This window comes from Caulobacter sp. D5 (genome assembly GCF_003185805.1).
Classification (GTDB): Bacteria; Pseudomonadota; Alphaproteobacteria; order Caulobacterales; family Caulobacteraceae; genus Caulobacter.
The window spans coordinates 42,069-57,464 of the sequence record NZ_QHJY01000059.1; the positions used below are offsets into that span (position 1 = coordinate 42,069).

Below are 15,396 nucleotides of genomic sequence, written 5' to 3' on the forward strand. Positions count from 1 at the left end.
CGTCTTGAAGCGCTCCCGCCGCGCCCTAACTCACCGCTTGCTGCCGGGCGCCGACAGGGCCTGGCCCTGGGGCGCGAGATGACGCTCAGCGCCCCTCATGTCCAACTTGCTTGCGAGGAGATGGAAATGAGCACAGCTTTTGACGTCACGCCTCTCTATAGCTCGCTCATTGGTGTCGATCGTTCGGTCGATTTTCTTGAGACTGCCCTGCGCGCTGAAGCCAGCGCCACTTATCCTCCTTACGACATCGAAAAGATCGGTGAGGACCGCTATCGCATCTCGCTAGCGGCGGCCGGCTTCGCGTCGACGGATCTCGAGGTCTTCGTCCAGCCCAATCTTTTGGTGATCCGGGGAGCGAAAGGCGCGAGCCCAGGGCAGGCGGTACGAGCGTTCCTCCACCAGGGCCTGGCCCAGCGCGCGTTCGAGCGACGGTTCGAACTTGCCGACTATGTCGTCGTAAAGGACGCCATCCATGCCCATGGCGTCCTGACGGTCAATCTCGCCCGCGAGGCGCCAGAAGCGTTGAAGCCCAAGCAAATTCCCATCGCGTTGGGCGAAAGCCACCAAGCGCTGGAAGACCGATCCGCCACGACGCGTAAGGCCGCCTAGGGAGACCGCCATGCCCGTGAACATCAATGCCGAGCGGCCGCGCTCTTTGCCTACGCGGCCGGCCGTCGGGTTCCTTCACCCGCTTGAAGTTGTGAAGGACCAGGACTTGAACCCCGTCGAAAAGCGGGAAATCCTGGCGGCCTGGGCCTCCGACGCCAGCGCGGTCGAGCATAGGCCCAGTCAGAGATGGCTCTTGGGAACCCCCGCGCCGGTGCCGCTCAGCGAGGTCCTATCCGCGTTGCGCCGCCTAGACCGCGACATGTTCTCTTGAGTTGGGGCGGGCGGCCGGCCAGCGCAGGCCGGCCGCCATTCGTCCCGCTCACTGTTCTGAGTTAGTCCTATGCCCTCTTTGCTCTTGGTCGAGCCGTCGGGCGACGGCTGGATTGTCCGCGGCGACTTCAGCGACAGCCCCCTGACGTACTCAAGCGGCGCCCGCGCCGAGCAGGCCGCGCGTGATTTGGCCCTTCGCCTTGCAGAGGCCGGTGAGCCGGTGGTGCTCGATATCCGGCTGCGCGACGGGGGGCGCGCCGGGCGTTTCTTGTTCCCGCCACATGAGGCGAAGACCAATAGGGTGGCGCTGCTGCGCGCCTAGCCAGGCCGCGAGCGTGCTGGCCGCCTAAACCTGTCCGACGGGGCGATTGGTCAGGGGCGCCAGCTACATGGTCAAGCTCAAGCCATGACGATCGGCGGCGCCTAGCCGGTCAGGCAGGTTTTCTGGTCGACGCCCAACTGGCCCTTTGGCGAAAAGCACGGGTTTCCCCAGGCCAGGAGAAGTTGGGCATCGGCGGTATCGGGCGAGCAGAACGAATGCGAGCGCTGCGCCTCGTCGTCGTCCGAAAGAGTGTCCGCCTTGGGGGCTCGCCACGTGGCTTCTTTCGACGCCTACGCCCTAGATCCCTAAGGCGCCGGGTAAGGCGCGGTCGGCCTGGGCGCGGACACGCGCCGCGCCCGCGTTGCGCCCTCAAGAATTAGGCCAGCGGCATCCGGAGGTTAAAGCCCAAGGGAGCGCCACGAAGCACAAACCTCTCGAGGCGGGCGCCGGGCGGTCTTCAACGCACCGCACGCAGGCGCGCAACCGCGTAGGTCGGGATAAGCGCCAAGGGCTCGCGCTCGCCGGCGGCCGACGCCAGCCAACGCGCCAGAGGCTTGAGGCTGACCGGGGCCCGGAAGGTCCGGCCGTCCTTGCTTACGGCGATCGACGGCGGCTGCTGGTCGTGAAAATCTATCGCCAGGTCGAGCGCCCGAGGCGCGCCGCCTGAGCGGGTCGCCGTCCAGTCTATGCTGGTGGGGCCAAGGCGGCTGGGGCGATCGAGCACCAGACGCTCGGGCTCGTAGCCCGCGCCGCGAAGGGCCGCGAGCGCCAGATAGAGCTTTTCCTCGTAATCGATCACGACCTTGGTCACCGCGCCCCTCCCCAGAAGCCGGACCATGGACGCGCCGAACGCGAGTCCTGTCAATCAGACGAGGCCGCGACCAAGGGTCTCAGACCACGGCCGCCCAGAACGGCGCGCCGCGCGTCAGATCGGCGATCGAGCGGCCGTCGGGCAGGGCGGTGTCGTCCCACCAGTCCGGCGTGATGCTGGGCGCGCCGCTCGCCAGACAGGCGGGCGCGCAGCCGACGCCGGCGATAACGACCAGTCGCTTGGATCCCGCGCCGCGCTCGAAGGCGACCACCTGCTCTGCGCGTCGGCCCCGGACCGCCAAAGCCTGCAGCGGTGCGCGAAAGACATCGGGATGCTGGCGGCGCAGGTGCAGGAGCTGCTTGATCAAGGCCTGCTTTGCGCCGCCGTCGCGCCAGTCGAACGCTCCCGGCTCGCTCTGAAGGGCCTTCATTCGCGCCGTGTAGTCGACCGGCCGCCGGTTGTCGGGATCCACCAGGCTGAAATCCCAAAATTCGGCGCCCTGGAAGAGATCCGGCACACCCGGCAGTGTCAGCCGCAGCCCCGCCTGCACCAGGCTGTTGGCGACGCCGGCTGGCGCGATGGTCGCCACCAGCGCTGCGCAGTCGTCACGGAAAGCCTCCTCCGGGCCCTCAAGCAAGCCTCGCAGGTAGTCTTCACAGATTGCTTCATAGGCCTCGTCCGGAACGCTCCAGGCCGAGCGCAGCTTGGCTTCGCGCAGGGCCTTGCGCTGCCAGCCGGCCAGGCGGTCGGCAAAGGCGGTCAGGCCTGCGCCATCCGTCGGCGGGAGGTCCAGAGGCCAGGCGCCCAGGATCGTCTGGTGCAGCATGTGGGCGTCGCCGGGCTCCATCGGGCCAGGCGGCGCGAGGTCCAGCCAGGCCTGGGCGCGAGCCGCCCAGGCCTCTGGCATGTGGCTCAGCACCGCCAGGCGCGCGCGGACATCCTCCCCTCGCTTGTGGTCGTGGGTGGCGGTGGTCAGCAGGCTGTCAGGGAAGGCCCGGCCGCGTGCGTCGGCGAGCGCCAGGAAATCGGCCGGGGAGGTCGACAGGCGTCCAGGATCGAAACCGACATCGTTGCGTGAGAGGAGCCGGCCGTACCGATAGAAGGCGGTGTCCTCCACGGCCTTGGCCGCCACGGGGGCGCTGAGCTGCTCGAAGCGTCGAATGGCCTGCGCCCTGAGATCGGCGGGAAAGTCGCCGTCCGCCGCCAACCAGCGGCGGATCTGCGCCAGGGCGAAGGCCGAGGCAGGCTCCGCCGCGGCGGCGCGATCGAAAGGATCCTGCGTCGCCTCGTTCGTCTCGTTGGCATAGGTGCGATAGGTCGAGAAGGCGGTGATCAGCGCCGCCAGGGCCCGGCGAAGGCCTGGCATCGGCAGATCCCGCGTGGCGATGTCGGCCTGGGCGAGCCGATGGAAGGCTTTGGCGGCTGCATCCAGCTGGGCGGCGAAATCGCGGGCGAGCACCTCACGGCGAGCGGCGTGCTCCTCGATCGCGAAATCTTCGGGGCGACCGCTGACGGCGTTCCACAGCGCGGCCAGCGGCTGCGCGCCCGCCGACGCGTGCTGGACGGCGGAAATCTCGTTCATGACCTCGTAGCCGGTCGTGCCGTCCACGCCCCAGTCGCCGGCCAGGGCTTCGCCGCTTCCGAGGATCTTCTCGACGACCACCCAGGGCGTCCGGTCGGGCGCGGCCTCCGCCAGCGCCTCTCGCAGGCGCCGACCATAGGCGCCGGGCAGGGCCAGGCCATCGACATGGTCGACCCGCAAGCCGTCGATCAGTCCCTCGCGGTAAAGCCTCAGCGGCAGGGCGTGGACGGCGTCGAAGACGGCGGGATCTTCGATGCGCAGGCCCGCCAGCTCGGTGATGTCGAAGAAGCGCCGCCAGTTGATGGCGTCGCCGGCCGTGCGCCACCAGGCCAGCCGGTAGTGCTGCTGCTCCAGGAGCTTATGCAGGCTGGCGCTGTCATAGGCCTTGGCGAGACGCTCCGGATCGATGTCCTTAACTGCATCGGCCCCAACGGCGGCCAGGACGCTGGCGTAGTCCTCCCGCCTCAGCGGAAAGCGGTGGGCGCCATGAGCCAGGACGGAGAGGCGGCCAAGATTGGCTTCGACGTCGAGCACGATATCGCCGGCCGCAAGCGCCTGGGCATACGGCGCGCCCAGGAACGGGGCCAGCACCTTGCCGGCAAGACCGTGATCGGCCGGGGTCCAGTCGATGTCGAAATAGCCCGCGTAGCGACTGTCTTGGCCGTTTTCGAGCACGTCCAGCCACCAGGCGTTGTCGCCGCCGCCGACCGCGACGTGGTTGGGCACGATGTCGAGCACCAGTCCAAGGCCGTGGGCGCGAAGGGCTTGGACGAGGGCCTGAAAGCCGTCTTCGCCGCCCAGGGCCGGATTGATGGTGGTGGGATCGGTGACGTCGTAGCCGTGTGTCGATCCCTGGCGCGCCGTCGCGATGGGCGAGGCGTAGAGATGGCTGATCCCCAGGGCGGCCCAATAGGGGGCCAGGGCGGCGGCGTCGGCGAAGGTGAAGCCGGCGTGGAACTGGACGCGGTAGGTTGCGGTCGGGGTCATCGCGGTCTCTGGGCGCGCAGCCGCTCGAGGCGCGCGGCGACTTGAGGCGAAGCAAGCAGGGCCGGGCTTGGCTGGGGAAGCCGGCGGCGCCAGTTGGGATGCAGGTCGACGACACCCGGCAGGTTGGGCGCCTCGTCCAGGCCCGCCAGGTCCTCGATCGGGATCAGGGCCAGCTCGCACGGGGTCGCGGCGACCAGCTCCAGAGCCAGATCGACGGCGGCGTCAGCAGCGTCGGCGGCTTGGGGGGCGTCGGTCGCGGTCGGCGGCGCGCGCGTCAAACCCGCATGATCGGCCGCCTGCCAAAAGGCCTGACGCTCGGCGGCGCGCTCCAGGGTTTCGGCGTCACGATCGCCAGGCGCGTCCAGACGGCGGCGCCAGTCGATATCGCGGCCGCGCCACCAGCCGGCGACTGGCGCCAGGTCATGGGTGCTGGTCATGGCCACGGCCAGGCTGTCCCATTCGCCGGGCGGCCTGAACCCGCCGTCGGTATCTCGTTCGAACGGCAGGACCCGCATGCCCAGAAGGCCGCGTTCGGCCAGACGCTCGCGAAACCCGGGCGGGACCACCCCAAGGTCCTCGCCGATCACCACCGCGCCGGCCCGGTGCGATTCCAGGGCGATCAGGCTAAGGAGGTCGTCAATGGGGTATCGCAGATAGGCGCCCTGATCGGCGCCGCCGCCGTCGGGCACGACCCAGAGCCGGCCCAGACCCAAGGCGTGGTCGATGCGTACCCCGCCCGCATGGCCAAGCGCCGCGCGCAGGGTGGTCAAGAATGGCTCATAACTGCCTTCGATGAGGGCGTCCGGGGCGAAGCTGGTGATGCCCCAGGCTTGGCCCGCAGCCTGGAAAGCGTCCGGCGGCGCGCCAAGCGTCAAGCCCATCATCAGGTCCTGCGGGCGGCTCCAGGCGTGCGCGCCGCCAGGATCGAGGCCCACCGCAAGATCGGTGATCAGCCCAAGCCCAAGACCGGCGGCCTTGGCGGCGGCCTGGCTCTGGGCCAGGCCAAGATCGGCCAGCCACTGAGCGAACAGGAAAAATCCGATCCGATCGCCCAGACCCAGGGCGTCGGCCTCGCGTTCGGCGCTCTGAGGGCTGCGGAAAGGCGCGGGCCAGGCTCGCCAGTTTCCCGCCCCGAAGGTGGGCGCAAAGCGCTCGTCCAGCGCCTCGAACAAGGCGTGCCGCCGCAAGGCTTGGCCGCCCGCGGCGATGAAGTCGTCCAGGCGCGGGTCGCCGGCGAACACATGATAGGCCGCGTTGAGCCTGGCAAGCTTGGCGGCCGCACTGGCGCTCCAGTCGATCAGGGCCTCGCCCGTCGCCGCAGGGGCTGTCCCGCCTATGCTGCTGGGATCGGCAAACATGATATTGAGGCGGTCGCGGCTGGAGGGCGAATAGGGACTGCAGCGCTGCGGCGCGGCCGGGAAGAGCGCATTGGTCGGGCTGATGGCCAGGGCGTCGGCCCCGGCAGCGCCGGCGGCCTTGGCGAACGCGGCCAGAGACGAAAAGTCCCCGAAGGCGCCGCTATCGCTCAGGGCGTAGAGCTGGACGCCAAGACCCCAGCCAGGACGGCCCAGAAGATCGCGCGGCGTCAGGCATCGCGCAGGACAGACCGCCAGGGACAGGCGCTGCTCGTCCACATCCAGCCAATGGTAGCCCGGCGTCTCGATCGTGACGCTGATCTGGCCGTCGCTGGCTGCAAGATCGAGGGTTTGACCGTTCTCGAGCGTCAGGCGGGCATGGCCCGATGCGCTGGCAACGCTGAAGGGCGCGCCGGCCTGCACGATCATGAGGCCGCCGCGGCCGCGTCGGCCAAGCCGGGCCAGGGTCTCTTGCGGCGCCTTCGGGTCATGGCCAAGGGCGGCGAGCACCGCCTCGATCGTCGCGCGCCCGACCTGGCGTTCGACCCCGTTGAAATCGGTCCAGTCGACCAGGACGCCGACAGCCTGCGCCAGCGCCAGCAACGGCTCGCGGCTCATGGCGCGGCCTCCAGCCAGGCGACAAAGCTGGCGGGCGCAAGCAGGCCGCCGCTCGGGGCTGCGCCAACCACGGCCAGCGGCGGGCCTTCCGGCGCTGCTGAGAGCACCGCCGGCTCCTCGCCAAGATTGACGGCGAGGGTGAAGGTCTTGGTCTCAAGCCGCCAGCTGGCCTGGACGGCCTTGGCGCCGATCGCCTCGGCGCCAAGGCTGATAGCCGTCTCGATGTGAGGCGCAAGGTGCTCGCGCCGCAAGCGCAGGAGGTGGCCGACCAGGGCGCGCCAGGCGGCTGGGTCGGCGCCGGGGCGCGGCCATGAGGCCTCGAAGGTTTCCTTGGCGTTGGGGTCTGGGATGGTCGCGCGGGCCTGCGGATCGGCGAAGGCCGGGAACTTGGCGAACTCGCGTCGGCGACCCTCGCGCACGGCGTCGGCCAGGGCGTCGTGAAAGTCGGTGAAGAACAGGAAGGGGCTGGTCGAGCCGTCCTCTTCCCCCATGAACAGCATCGGGATCTGCGGGCCAAGCAGCAGCAAGCCCATGGCCGCCTGCAGGCGCTCTGGCGCGACCATCTGCGTCAGTCGCTCGCCCAGGGCGCGGTTGCCGACCTGGTCGTGGTTCTGCAGGAAATTGACGAAGGCGGTCGGCGGCAGATGCCCGCTGGAAAGACCGCGCGGTCGGCCGTCATGATTGGGGGAGGGCTGGCCCTGATAGATGAAGCCTTCGGCAAGACAGCGCGCCAGGCGCTCGGCGGGGCGGTCGGCGAAGTCCTGGTAGTAGCTGCTGGTCTCGTCGGTGAGCAGGACGTGGACGACGTTGTGGAAGTCGTCGTTCCATTGGGCGTCGAAACCGGCCGTCAGCCGGGCGGCGTCATTGGCTTCGTTCTCGAGCACCAGATGGATCGGTCGCTCGACGATGCGCGAGCGGATCTCGGCCGCCATGGCGTCGAGAAAGGCGTTGTCGCCGATGGCGTGGACCGCGTCGAACCTCAGGCCGTCGAGCTTGTAGGTCTCGAGCCAATAGAGCGCGTTGTCGATGAAGTAGCGCGCCACCGCGGGCGTTCCGAAGGCGATGGCCGGACCCCAGGGCGTCTTGCGATCGTCGTCGAAGAACGCGCCGGCATAGAGCGGCAGGTAATTTCCGTCCGGGCCGAAGTGGTTGTAGACCACGTCCAGCAGCACCATCATCCCAAGGCCGTGGGCTTTGTCCACGAGGGCTTTCAGCTGGTCGGGCGAGCCGTAGGCCGGCGCCAGGGCGTAAGGCAGGACGCCGTCATAGCCCCAGTTGCGTGTGCCGGAGAACGCGTTGAGCGGCATCAGCTGCAGGGCCGTCACGCCAAGCCCGGCCAGGTCTGGCAGACGTTCGGCCAGCCCTTCAAAGCCGCCCATGACCCCGCAATGGACTTCATAGAGCACCGCGTCGGACCACGGCCGTCCTGGCCAGTCGGCCTGTCGCCAGCGATAGGCGCCATGATCCACAAGAAGGCTCCAGCCATGGACGTCGCTGTCGAGGGCCTGTCCGGCGGGGTCGGGAACGGCGAGTTCCTCATCAAGGCGAAAGCGATAGCGAGACCCTGGCGAGGCGTCGGCCTCAAGGCCAAACCATCCCTCGCCGAGCGGCTGCATCGCCTGCGCCGGAGCCCCGTTCAGCTCGAGAGCGACGCTCGCGCGGCCGGGGGCCCAGAGCGAGAACCGCACCTGGCCCGGCGCCGTCCAGGATGGACCGGCCCGCGCGGTCATGCCGCAGGCTCGACCGCGCGCAGCACCACCGCGCCGCCGCCGGCCAGGTCCAGGGTCTGGCCGACCTCCTCGGGGGGCGCGTCCGGCTCGGCGCTGTCGATCAGGCGCTCGAACGTCAGGCCCTCGCCGGGCAGGTTGAAGGTCAGGGTCTCGGACGCGCCGTTGAGCGCCAGCGCCAGGAGTTCAAGGCGGCCATCGCCCAGCCTGCGCGCGCGCCGCATCACCAGGGCCCGACCCTCGGGGTTTTGCCAGTCGCCCTGCGACAGGCGCTCGCCGCGCTCATCGAACCAGTCGATGTCCAAAACGCCCGGCGCGATCTCCTCCTGGCCATAGAGAAACGCGCCGGCGCGCAGCAGGGGATGGGCTTTGCGCAAGGCGATCAGCCGGGCGGTAAAGGCGATCAGCGACTGGCCCGCCGGGCTGGCCGCCGTTGTCCAGTCAAACCAGCTGATGGCGTTGTCCTGGCAATAGGCGTTGTTGTTGCCCTGCTGGGTGCGGCCAAACTCGTCGCCGCCCAGCAGCATCGGGGTGCCGAGCGCGGTCATCAGCGTCGTGAGCATCGAGCGCTGGACGCGGCGGCGCTGGGCCAGGATCGCGTCGTCCTCGGTCGGGCCTTCGACGCCCCAGTTACGCGAATAGTTCTCGCTGTGGCCGTCCTGGCCGTTCTCGCCATTGGCCTCGTTATGGCGGCCGTCATAGCTGACAACATCCTGCAGCGTCATGCCGTCATGGGCGGTCAGCATGTTGATGCTGGCCCAGGGGCGGCGCGCGCGCCGATCGAAGAGATCGCCCGAACCGGACAGCCGCGCGGCCAGATCCGGCCGCTGACCCGCATCGCCACGCCAGAACCGACGGGTGGTGTCGCGGAACTTGTCGTTCCATTCAGCAAAGCTAGGCGGGTGCTGGCCCAGCTGATAGCCGCCCGGACCGATATCCCAGGGCTCGGAGATCAGCTTTAGCCGGCCCAGCACGGGATCCTGGCGCAGGACGTCGAAGAAGGCCGCGCCCGGCGAGAAGCCTGCGTCGCCCTCGCGGCCTAGCGTCACGCCCAGGTCGAAGCGGAAGCCGTCCACTCGGAAGGACTGAGCCCAGTAGCGCAGAGAGTCGGCCACCATCTGGATGACCCGAGCCGAGGCCATGTTCAGCGAGTTGCCAGTGCCGGTGTCATTGATGCAGTGGCGCGGGTTGTCGGCGACCAAGCGGTAGTAGGTGGCGTTGTCGAGGCCGCGCAAGGACAGGGTCGGCCCCATCTCGCTGCCTTCGGCGGTGTGGTTGTAGACGACGTCGAGAATGACCTCGATGCCGCTGGCGTGCAGCCGGCGTACGGCCAGGCGGAATTCATCGTGGCTGCCGCTGGCGAGATACCGCGCCTCCGGCGCGAAGAAGGCCAGGGTGTTGTAGCCCCAGTAGTTGGACAGGCCGCGCTCCTGCAGGAAGCGATCCTGGGTGAAGGCGTGGACCGGCAACAGTTCCAGCGCCGTGACGCCCAGGCGCTTGAGATGTTCGATGACCTTGGGGTGGGAAAGGGCCGCGAAGGTGCCGCGATCCTTAGGGCCGACCTCTTCGAGCAGGGCGGTCAGGCCCTTGACGTGGGCCTCGTAGATCACCGTCTCCGACCAGGGCGTGTTGGGCCGGCGATCGCCTTCCCAGTCGAAGGCGTCGGCGGTGACGACCGACTTGGGCATGGCCGGGGCGCTGTCGCGACGATCGAAGGAAAGATCCGCGCGCGGCGAGCCGACATGGTAGCCGTGCAGGGCGTCGGTCCAGCGAAGCTGGCCGGCCAGGCGGCGGGCGTAGGGGTCCAGCAAGAGCTTGTTGGGATTGAACCGGTGGCCCTGTTCGGGCGCGTAGGGGCCATAGGCGCGAAAGCCGTAGAGCTGGCCAGGGCGCGCATCGGGCAAATAGCCGTGCCAGACCTCGGCGGTGCACTCGGGCAGGGGATAACGGGCCAGTTCCTTGCGGCCCGATGGGTCGAAGAGGCAAAGGTCGATGCGCTCGGCGTTGGCGGAGAACACCGCGAAGTTGACGCCAAGACCATCGAAAGTGGCGCCCAGGGGATAGGGCGATCCGGCGTCCAGGCGTTCGGGCGAGGGGGTCAAGCGCTAGGTCCTTCGTAACGGAAATAGACAGCGGCCAGCGGTGGCAAGGTCAGGTCCAGGGCCGGGCCGTCGGGATGGGAGAAGGCGCTCGCCCCGCCTCGGTTGCCAAGGTCGCCGCCGCCATAGACGGCCGCGTCGGTGTTGAGGATTTCGGCCCAGCGGCCTTCCAGCGGAACGCGCACCCGCCGCATCTGCGGCTGCGGCGTCATGTTGACGGCCACGATTAAGGGCGCGCCGCCATGGAAGGAGCGGCGCTCGAAGACGAAGACGCCGTCGCGATCGTGGTTCTCGGCGATCCAGCCGAAACCGCGCGCATCCGCGTCGGTGTGATGCAGAGCGCCTTCCTGGCGATAGACACGGTTGAGATCGCCGACCAGGCGTTGCAGCCCGGCGTGCTCAGGCGTCTCGAGCAAGGCCCAATCGAGCTCGCCGTCGTGGTCCCATTCGCGCCACTGGCCGATCTCGCCGCCCATGAACAGCAGCTTCTTGCCGGGATGGGCCCACATCAGCGCCAAGAGCGCGCGTAGGTTGGCGAACTGTCGCCAGCGGTCGCCCGGCATCTTCGACAGCAGCGAGCCCTTGCCGTGGACGACCTCGTCATGGCTGAGCGGCAGGACGAAGCGCTCGGTGAAGGCGTAGGTGAGACCAAAGGCCAAGTCTCCGCCGTGCCAGCCGCGATGGACTGGATCACGGTGCATGTAGCGCAGGGTGTCGTTCATCCACCCCATGTTCCATTTGTGCGAGAAGCCAAGACCGCCCTGATCGACAGGCGTTGTCACGCCCGGCCAGGCGGTCGACTCCTCGGCGATGGTGATGGCGCTTGGGAAGTGCTCGCTGACCGCCGCATTGAGCCGACGCAGGAAGGCTATGGATTCCAGGTTCTCGCGCCCGCCATGGATATTGGGCGTCCACTCGCCGGCCTTACGGCTGTAATCGCGGTAGAGCATCGAGGCCACCGCATCGACACGCAATCCGTCGATGTGGAAGCGATCGAGCCAGTAGAGGGCCGAGGCCACCAGGAAGCTGGCGACCTCGTCTCGGCCCAGATTGTAGATCAGGGTGTTCCAGTCCGGGTGGAAGCCCTCGCGCGGATCGGCATGTTCGTAGAGGGCCGTGCCGTCGAAGCGCTCCAGCCCGTGGGCGTCGCTGGGAAAGTGGGCCGGGACCCAGTCGAAAATGACGCCCAGGCCCGCCTGATGGCAGCGATCGACGAAGCGAGCCAGTCCCTCGGGCGCGCCATAGCGTGCGGAAGGCGCGAACTGCCCGAGCGGCTGGTAGCCCCAGGAGCCGCCGAAGGGATGCTCCATGATCGGCATCAACTGAACATGGGTGAAGTCGAGGCCGGCGACGTAGGGGATCAGATGGTCGGCCAGGGCGTCCCAGTCGTGACAGGCCTGACCGTCCCAGGGGCGTCGCCAGGATCCGGCGTGGACCTCGTAGATCGAGATCGCCGCGCCGGCGTGATGGCGCGCGGCGCGGTCGGCCATCCAACCGTCGTCTCCCCAGGCATGGTCGAGTAGGGGCGCGACGATGGAGGCGGTGGCTGGCGGGGTCTCGCTGGCGCGAGCGAGGGGGTCGGCCTTGCGGCGCACGACCCCGTCGGCGCCTTCGACATCGAACTTGTAGCGCTCGCCAGCGGCGAGGCGCGGAATGAAGATCTCCCAGACGCCCGCCTCATGGCGCAGGCGCATGGGATGGCGCTCCCCGTCCCAGCTGTTGAAGTCGCCTACCAGGCTCACCCGCCTGGCGTTGGGCGCCCAGACGCTGAACGCCACGCCCTCGACACCTTCAAGCGCGCGGGGAACCGCGCCGAGCCGATCGGCCATGCCCATGACTTCGCCCTGTGCGATCGCCGTCAGGTCGGCTTCTGAAAGCACCGGACCAAAGCCATAGACGTCCTCGGTTTCCCAAGCGCTGTCCGGCCACAGCACGCGCAGAGCGTAATCTGCGGTCGGCTTGACCTCGCCGACGAAGAGGCCCGGCGAGGCCTCCTGAAGACGGCCAAGGCGTCGGCGGCTCTTGCGCGAGATGACTTCGACACCCGCCGCGCCGGGCTGAAACGTGCGCACGACGTCACCGTGGCGTCCAAGGTAGCCGAACGGATCGGACGCCCAGGCCACCGCACTCTCCAACCCCACCCGCCATCTCCAAATTGCTGCGAGTGCACAACGATCAGGCGATCAATCTGTGCCGGGAGCCATCAAAAAATATTCCCGGAACCCTTGGTCTCTCCCGTTGTTTCCGAGGCATCTCAAGGAGTAGCGGCGATGGCGTTCGGGGCGTGGCAGAGCTTATTGTGCAGTTGCGAGGAGGCGCATCAGGGTCCTGAATTCGGCGCCGTCCGATGAGCGCCCCCAGCATCCTTTCGGTCGCTGCGGAGATTTTCCCCCTGATCAAGACCGGCGGCCTGGCCGACGTCGTCGGGGCGCTGCCACTGGCTCTGGCGCGCGAGGGCGTCAAGGTCGTGACCTTGGTTCCCGGCTATCCGGCGGTGAAAGCCGCGCTGGAAACGCCCAGCGTGGTCCATCGCTTCTCTAGCCTGATGGGCGCGCCGGCGCGGTTGCTGCGTGGGAGGGCGGGCGCTCTGGACCTCCTGGTGATCGACGCGCCTCACCTCTATGACCGACCGGGCAATCCCTATCTGCAGGCGCCGGGGGTCGAATGGCCTGACAACGGTCAGCGCTTTGCCGCCCTGGCCAAGGTCGCCGCCGAGATCGGCCTTGGTCTCCTGGCCGACTACCAGCCCGACGTCATCCAGGCCCACGACTGGCATGCGGGCCTGACCCCGGCCTACCTCCACTATGCCCAGAAGGAGCGCCGTCTTCGGGCGCCGCCGGTCGTGCTCTCGATCCACAATCTGGCCTTCCAGGGACTGTTCCCGGCCAGCCTGCGGACCAAGCTCGGGCTGCCGGCGGAGGCCATGGCCATCGACGGTGTCGAATACTGGGGCGACATCGGCTTCCTCAAAGCCGGCATCCAGTTCGCCGATCAGGTCACCACCGTTTCTCCAAGCTACGCGGCGGAGATCACCACCGAAGAGGGCGGCATGGGCCTGGGCGGGCTCTTGAAGGCCCGCGCCAAATCGCTGGTCGGCATCCTCAATGGCATCGACGCGGACGTCTGGAACCCCGAGACCGACACCGACATCAGCGTTCGCTACACGGCAGAGACGCTCGAACGCCGCGCCATCAACAAGCTGGCCCTTCAAGCCAAATTTGGCCTTCGTCCGGACGCCGAAGCCCCGCTCTTTGGCATTCTCAGCCGGCTGACCGACCAGAAGGGCGTCGATTTGCTGCTGGGCGCCCTGCCGGTGCTGTTTGCCGAGGGCGCCCAGCTGATTGTCTGCGGCCAGGGCGAACCGCGGTATGAGGCTGCGTTTTCGCAGGCCGCCGAGCGCTATCCCGGCGCCATGGGCCGGTTCTTGGGCTACCGGGAAGACCTCGCCCATCTCATCCAGGCCGGCGCTGACGCGATCCTGGCGCCGTCGCGTTTCGAGCCCTGCGGCCTTACCCAGCTTTGCGCCATGCGGTATGGGGCCATCCCGGTCGTCTCGCGCACCGGTGGGTTGTCAGACACCATCATTGACGCCAACACCGCCGGGATCGCCCGTTCGGCCGCCACCGGCGTGCAGTTCGCGCCGGCCACCCAGGACATGCTTGAAGACGCCATCCGCCGGACCTGCGCTCTTTACCGCGATCCGGTCAGCTGGCGGCGCGTCCAGCTCAACGCCATGGCGTCCGATAGCTCCTGGCGCGTGTCCGCCGCCGAATACGCCGCGCTTTTCGCGCGCCTTGCGGCGCGGCCGGTCCGCGCTCCAGTCCAAGATGCGACCACCACGGCGATGGTGTCGATCGCGCCGGCGAGCCCTAGCGAACCGCGCAGCTTCGCCGCTTACGAGGCCGGTGAGCCCAGCTGCCCCGGGCCAGCGCCTCGACGGGCTCCAGCTCGCCGGACATCGCCCAGGAGCAAGGCGGCGACCCCGAGCCTGCGTCGGGTTGAAGAACGATGATCGTCGCCGAACTGATCAAGCTGCTGCAGGAGTGCCACCCCCAGGCCGTGGTGCTGATCCCGGCCGACCCGTCCATGGGGCGGGCGTGCGAAAAGGTAGCCGACGTCGCCAGGATCGACGCCAGCCAGTTCCCCGACGGGCCAGCGGCGCAAGGCGGCGTGGTCCGGCTATCGAGCTTTCCCGTCGATCTGCTGATCAGCGGCTTCGACCTCGCCGAGCAGGCCGGCAGATAGCGGGTCTTAAGGCGGACTGGAGAGACCTTGGGGGTTTTCTGCCCGGGTCAGGTGAAGTTGATCCACTCCGGTTCGCGAACAAAGGCGTGCCGGGGCAAGCCGGTCATAGACCGAAGCCGCCGAAGATCCAGCAGGTTGATCGTGCGCACGCCGCGCTGGATCAGGCCGGCGCGCTCCATCGCGCCGAATTTTCGGCTGACATGGACGGGACTAAGGCCCACCAAATCCCCGACCTGGCCCTGGGTCAGCGGGAAAGGCATGGTTCCTTGATCGGCCAGACCAAGGGCGCCCAAGCGGTCGAAGAGCTCGACCAGCATGCCGGCGATGCGCACCGATCCGTCGGTCTGCCCCATCAGAGCCAGGGCTTCCATCAGCGTTACGCGCTCACGCTGGGCGCCTAGAAAATGCGCCGCCGCGATGCGCGGAAAACGCGCCAATACCCCCATCAGGTCTCCGCGTGATACCGGTCGCACTGTGATCGGGGTGCGCGGTCGCGCCGGTCGCGCCGGCTCCCGCCTCAACGGGCCAAGCGCCGTCCGCGCCAGCCGCTCCGGTCGATGTCGAGGCCGTCCTGACGTCGATGGCCGAGATCGACGGCGGCGGCGGCAACTGGCGCACCTCGATCGTCGACCTGCTCAAGCTCCTCAAGCTCGATTCCACCCTGCAGGCGTGCAAGGAGCTGGCCGACGAGCTGGGCGTCCATGCCGGCGCGCCCGGCAGCGCCGAACAGAACATCGCCCTGCACAAGGCGGTGATGAAGAAGCTGGCCGA

The 15,396-nt window shown here is 68.5% G+C and carries 12 protein-coding genes and 1 pseudogene; 6 read left to right on the top strand and 7 right to left on the bottom strand.

Annotated features, from left to right (window positions below; genetic code table 11):
* Positions 1–126 precede the first annotated feature (126 nt).
* The 3 genes from DMC18_RS04825 (at position 127) to DMC18_RS04835 (ending at position 1,201) form a co-directional block, all read left to right on the top strand.
* On the top strand, positions 127–609 hold the full coding sequence (locus DMC18_RS04825) for an Hsp20 family protein (protein WP_110117603.1): 483 nt from the start codon (positions 127–129) through the stop codon (positions 607–609).
* Between the two features lie 10 nt (positions 610–619).
* Positions 620–880, top strand: coding sequence for a hypothetical protein (locus DMC18_RS04830; RefSeq protein WP_110117604.1), 261 nt, complete (start codon positions 620–622; stop codon positions 878–880).
* A 69-nt stretch (positions 881–949) separates the two neighbouring features.
* Positions 950–1,201 (top strand): hypothetical protein, encoded by a 252-nt coding sequence (locus DMC18_RS04835; RefSeq protein WP_110117605.1) that lies wholly within the window; start codon positions 950–952, stop codon positions 1,199–1,201.
* A gap of 457 nt (positions 1,202–1,658) precedes the next feature.
* Here DMC18_RS04835 and DMC18_RS04840 read toward each other — a convergent pair whose 3' ends face one another.
* The 6 genes from DMC18_RS04840 to glgB form a co-directional block, all read right to left on the bottom strand.
* Positions 1,659–2,012, bottom strand: coding sequence for a hypothetical protein (locus DMC18_RS04840; RefSeq protein WP_146217976.1), 354 nt, complete (start codon positions 2,010–2,012; stop codon positions 1,659–1,661).
* 79 nt (positions 2,013–2,091) lie between these two features.
* The gene (treY, locus tag DMC18_RS04845; RefSeq protein WP_110117607.1) at positions 2,092–4,581 is read right to left on the bottom strand and encodes a malto-oligosyltrehalose synthase; all 2,490 of its coding nucleotides are present in this window, start codon (positions 4,579–4,581) and stop codon (positions 2,092–2,094) included.
* Positions 4,578–6,554 carry a 4-alpha-glucanotransferase gene (gene malQ / locus DMC18_RS04850; RefSeq protein WP_110132731.1) on the bottom strand — a complete coding sequence of 659 codons (1,977 nt, stop codon included), beginning with the start codon at positions 6,552–6,554 and terminating at the stop codon, positions 4,578–4,580. Before malQ ends, treY begins: the two co-directional genes overlap by 4 nt.
* Positions 6,551–8,284 carry a malto-oligosyltrehalose trehalohydrolase gene (treZ, locus tag DMC18_RS04855; protein WP_110132732.1) on the bottom strand — a complete coding sequence of 578 codons (1,734 nt, stop codon included), beginning with the start codon at positions 8,282–8,284 and terminating at the stop codon, positions 6,551–6,553. The genes malQ and treZ overlap by 4 nt, the downstream gene beginning before the upstream one ends.
* Entirely contained in the window at positions 8,281–10,383 is a 2,103-nt protein-coding gene (gene glgX, locus DMC18_RS04860) for a glycogen debranching protein GlgX (RefSeq protein ID WP_110132733.1), read from the bottom strand. The genes treZ and glgX overlap by 4 nt, the downstream gene beginning before the upstream one ends.
* A complete protein-coding gene (glgB, locus tag DMC18_RS04865) occupies positions 10,380–12,503 on the bottom strand; it encodes a 1,4-alpha-glucan branching protein GlgB (RefSeq protein ID WP_199228275.1) in 2,124 nt (707 codons plus the stop codon). The genes glgX and glgB overlap by 4 nt, the downstream gene beginning before the upstream one ends.
* Before the next feature lie 224 nt (positions 12,504–12,727).
* On the opposite strand from glgB, the gene glgA reads away from it, so the two are divergent.
* Positions 12,728–14,392: a glycogen synthase GlgA gene (gene glgA / locus DMC18_RS04870; RefSeq protein ID WP_110117612.1), complete on the top strand. Its 1,665-nt coding sequence runs from the start codon at positions 12,728–12,730 to the stop codon at positions 14,390–14,392.
* A complete protein-coding gene (locus DMC18_RS04875; RefSeq protein ID WP_110117613.1) occupies positions 14,389–14,625 on the top strand; it encodes a hypothetical protein in 237 nt (78 codons plus the stop codon). The genes glgA and DMC18_RS04875 overlap by 4 nt, the downstream gene beginning before the upstream one ends.
* Before the next feature lie 47 nt (positions 14,626–14,672).
* On the opposite strand, the gene DMC18_RS04880 is transcribed toward DMC18_RS04875, so the two are convergent.
* Positions 14,673–15,071 carry a Crp/Fnr family transcriptional regulator gene (locus DMC18_RS04880; RefSeq protein ID WP_110117614.1) on the bottom strand — a complete coding sequence of 133 codons (399 nt, stop codon included), beginning with the start codon at positions 15,069–15,071 and terminating at the stop codon, positions 14,673–14,675.
* Positions 15,072–15,184: 113 nt separating this feature from the next.
* Between DMC18_RS04880 and DMC18_RS04885 the strand changes: the two are divergent.
* Positions 15,185–15,396: pseudogene (locus DMC18_RS04885) on the top strand (DUF3597 family protein); the annotation flags it as partial.

Excerpts from the sequence above, each read along its gene's own strand:
- DMC18_RS04835 (WP_110117605.1), top strand. The coding sequence starts at position 950 with ATGCCCTCTTTGCTCTTGGTCGAGCCGTCGGGCGACGGCTGGATTGTC.
- DMC18_RS04825 (WP_110117603.1), top strand. The coding sequence starts at position 127 with ATGAGCACAGCTTTTGACGTCACGCCTCTCTATAGCTCGCTCATTGGT.
- treZ (WP_110132732.1), bottom strand. The coding sequence starts at position 8,284 with ATGACCGCGCGGGCCGGTCCATCCTGGACGGCGCCGGGCCAGGTGCGG.
- treY (WP_110117607.1), bottom strand. The coding sequence starts at position 4,581 with ATGACCCCGACCGCAACCTACCGCGTCCAGTTCCACGCCGGCTTCACC.
- malQ (WP_110132731.1), bottom strand. The coding sequence starts at position 6,554 with ATGAGCCGCGAGCCGTTGCTGGCGCTGGCGCAGGCTGTCGGCGTCCTG.
- DMC18_RS04875 (WP_110117613.1), top strand. The coding sequence starts at position 14,389 with ATGATCGTCGCCGAACTGATCAAGCTGCTGCAGGAGTGCCACCCCCAG.
- DMC18_RS04880 (WP_110117614.1), bottom strand. The coding sequence starts at position 15,071 with ATGGGGGTATTGGCGCGTTTTCCGCGCATCGCGGCGGCGCATTTTCTA.
- glgA (WP_110117612.1), top strand. The coding sequence starts at position 12,728 with ATGAGCGCCCCCAGCATCCTTTCGGTCGCTGCGGAGATTTTCCCCCTG.
- DMC18_RS04830 (WP_110117604.1), top strand. The coding sequence starts at position 620 with ATGCCCGTGAACATCAATGCCGAGCGGCCGCGCTCTTTGCCTACGCGG.